Below are 573 nucleotides of genomic sequence, written 5' to 3' on the forward strand. Positions count from 1 at the left end.
CGACCAGGTGCCCGTTCCCCAATCCCCCGAGCAAGAGCCGATCATCCACTCCAACATCCGCGGCTCAAGCTACTACAACTGAAGGAGCAAGAATGCTGAAGCATCCCACTCTGGACCTTCTGGGCCAGCTCGGCCTGGCCGGCATGGCCAAGGCCTTTGCCGAGATGGAAAGCAACGACGATGCAGCCAGCCTCAGCCATGCCGAGTGGCTGGCGCTGCTGCTCGACCATGAGGCCACCTACCGAAATGACAGACGCCTCGCTCTGCGCTTGCGACATGCCAAGCTGCGGCACCGCGCCGTGCCCGAGGATGTTGATTATCGAACGCGCCGCAGCCTTGATCGCCGGCTCTTCGAAACGCTGCTGGCCGGGGAATGGATCTCCAGGCACGAAAACTTGGCCATCATCGGCCCGACCGGCATCGGCAAAAGTTGGTTGGCCTGTGCGATCGGCCACAAGGCCTGCCGTGATAACCGCTTCGTCCTCTACACCCGGTTGCCGCGGCTGATCGACGAGCTCACGCTGGCCAAAGGAGACGGCCGTATCGCCGCCCGCATGAAAAGCCTCGCCAAGG

At 62.8% G+C, this 573-nt stretch carries 1 protein-coding gene; it reads left to right on the forward strand.

Annotated features, from left to right (window positions below):
* Positions 1-92: 92 nt before the first annotated feature.
* A partial coding sequence (locus ACI3K3_RS25795; protein ID WP_404918981.1) for an ATP-binding protein occupies positions 93-573 on the forward strand: 481 nt, incomplete at its 3' end.

Source organism: Novosphingobium sp. ZW T3_23 (genome assembly GCF_044987305.1).
Classification (GTDB): Bacteria; Pseudomonadota; Alphaproteobacteria; order Sphingomonadales; family Sphingomonadaceae; genus Novosphingobium.